At 46.2% G+C, this 2,109-nt stretch carries 2 protein-coding genes and 1 pseudogene; all 3 read right to left on the bottom strand.

Annotated elements, in window-relative coordinates; translation table 11 throughout:
• Positions 1-38 precede the first annotated feature (38 nt).
• Positions 39-419: pseudogene (locus B3182_RS16050) on the bottom strand (ACP S-malonyltransferase); the annotation flags it as partial.
• A gap of 18 nt (positions 420-437) precedes the next feature.
• Positions 438-1,397, bottom strand: coding sequence for a beta-ketoacyl-ACP synthase III (locus tag B3182_RS16045; protein WP_292357186.1), 960 nt, complete (start codon positions 1,395-1,397; stop codon positions 438-440).
• Positions 1,394-2,109, bottom strand: a 716-nt coding sequence (gene plsX / locus B3182_RS16040; protein WP_292741547.1) for a phosphate acyltransferase PlsX, incomplete at its 5' end; no start/stop codon positions are given. The genes plsX and B3182_RS16045, both read right to left, overlap by 4 nt.

Raw genomic sequence — 2,109 nt, 5'->3', positions numbered from 1 at the left:
ACATCATCAAGACCAAGGATGGCGGCCATAGCCCCTTACCCCGCAGGAACGGCCTGTTGCATGAACTGGCCACGTTTTTCCACCAGTTTGATGGCTGTTTTAAAATCCAAAGCGCCAGCGACAACCAATGCAGTATATTCGCCCAGGCTATGGCCGGCCAGATACGCTGGTTTATCATCACTTACTGATTCCCAGCAACGCCAGACAGCAATGCCTGCTGCCAGCATGGCAGGTTGAGTTTTATCGGTCTGATTGAGTTCGGCTTCAGGTCCATTTTGCACAAGTGCCCATAAATCATAGCCAAGGGCGTCACTGGCTTCTGCAAATGTCTGCTGCACTTGCGGAAAGGATTCAGATAACTCGGCTAACATGGAAACAGATTGTGAACCCTGGCCGGGAAAGACAAAAGCTGAATGCATTGGTAAAAATACCTCAGATTAGAATTTGATGAGCGCTGAGCCCCAGGTAAAACCACCACCAAACGCTTCAAACAATAATGTTTCTCCACGCTTGATACGACCATCACGCACGGCAACATCCAGTGCCAGTGGAATAGATGCCGCAGAGGTATTACCATGGTCCTGAACCGTGACAACAACACTTTCCATCGACATGCTCAACTTTTTGGCTGTCGCAGCGATAATACGAATATTCGCCTGATGTGGGATGAGCCAGTCAATATCATGTTTCTTTAGCTGGTTAGCCGCCAGTGTTTCGTCAACAATTTTACTCAGGGTTTTTACAGCAATTTTGAAAACGTCATTACCCTGCATTTCAATATAGGCAGGATCTTCGGTAATAGTACTTCCAGGTCCTGTTGGGACATGTAACAGTTCATTGAAACTACCGTCGCAATGAATATGAGTCGACATGATACCGGGTTCGGCAGATGCCTGTAACACGACTGCCCCGGCGCCATCACCGAATAAAACACAGGTATTGCGGTCAGTCCAGTCAACAATCCGAGATAAGGTTTCCGCACCAATGACCAGAACATTTTTTGCACTGCCAGACTTAATAAATTTATCCGCAACGGTCAGTGCGTAGACAAAACCAGTACAAACCGCCTGAATATCAAATGCTGGGCAACCATGAATTCCCAGTTTTTGCTGGACCAGTGCGGCTGTACTTGGAAAAATCCGAGTTGGCGTCGTTGTGGCAACAATTATCATGTCTATATCACGCGGCTTTATACCCGCTGCAGAAATAGCATTTTTGGCGGCAAAATAAGCTAAATCTGTTGTCGTTTCGTCATCACCGGCAATATGTCGTTTTTTAATTCCAGTACGATCGGTAATCCATTCATCACTGGTTTCAACCATTGACTCGAGTTCAATATTGGTCAGAAATTTTTCCGGCAAATAGCTGCCCGTTCCGGCAATTCTGGAATAAATCACAACATCTGTTCCTCTAAAAGAGTTTCAAGATGTTTAGTAATATTCTTTGGAACGTCTTTTCGGGCTTCAAGAATGGCGATATTAATTGCATTGCTGAAAGCAAATGTATCTGCGCCACCATGACTTTTAATCACAATACCTTGTAAACCAATCAGGTTTGCGCCATTAAATGCACGAGGATCAAGCTCTTTGCTAAAGCTTTTCAACACAGGAGAAGCGATTAATCCGGCAATTTTAGTTAACCAGTTACGATGAAACGCCTGACGCAAATAATGTCGGATCATATGCGCCACACCTTCACTGGCTTTCAGCGCAACATTCCCCACAAAGCCATCACAGACCAATACGTCGACCTCGCCATGATAAAGACCATCGCCCTCGACATAGCCGTAGTAGTTGAGATCAGTCTTGGCTAATAAACGAGCAGCTTCTTTAACCCTCTCATTACCTTTGATTTCCTCTGCACCAACATTTAGCAGGCCAACAGTGGGATTAGGCTTACCATCAATCAACTCGGCTAACACAGACCCCATTAATGCGAACTGCACCAGATGTTCTGCAGTTGAGTCTACGTTAGCCCCCAGATCGAGAACATAAGTATGACCACGCATAGTGGGTAAGGCAGTAATGATTGCAGGACGCTCAATTCCCGGCAGCGTCTTCAGCACAAACCGCGCAGTGGCCATCAAGGCACCGGTATTACCGGCACTGA

The organism is Methylophaga sp. UBA4204 (assembly GCF_002379485.1).
Lineage (GTDB): Bacteria > Pseudomonadota > Gammaproteobacteria > Nitrosococcales > Methylophagaceae > Methylophaga.
The sequence above is the reverse complement of the archived record's forward strand: the minus strand, read 5'-3'. Positions and strand labels throughout refer to the sequence as shown.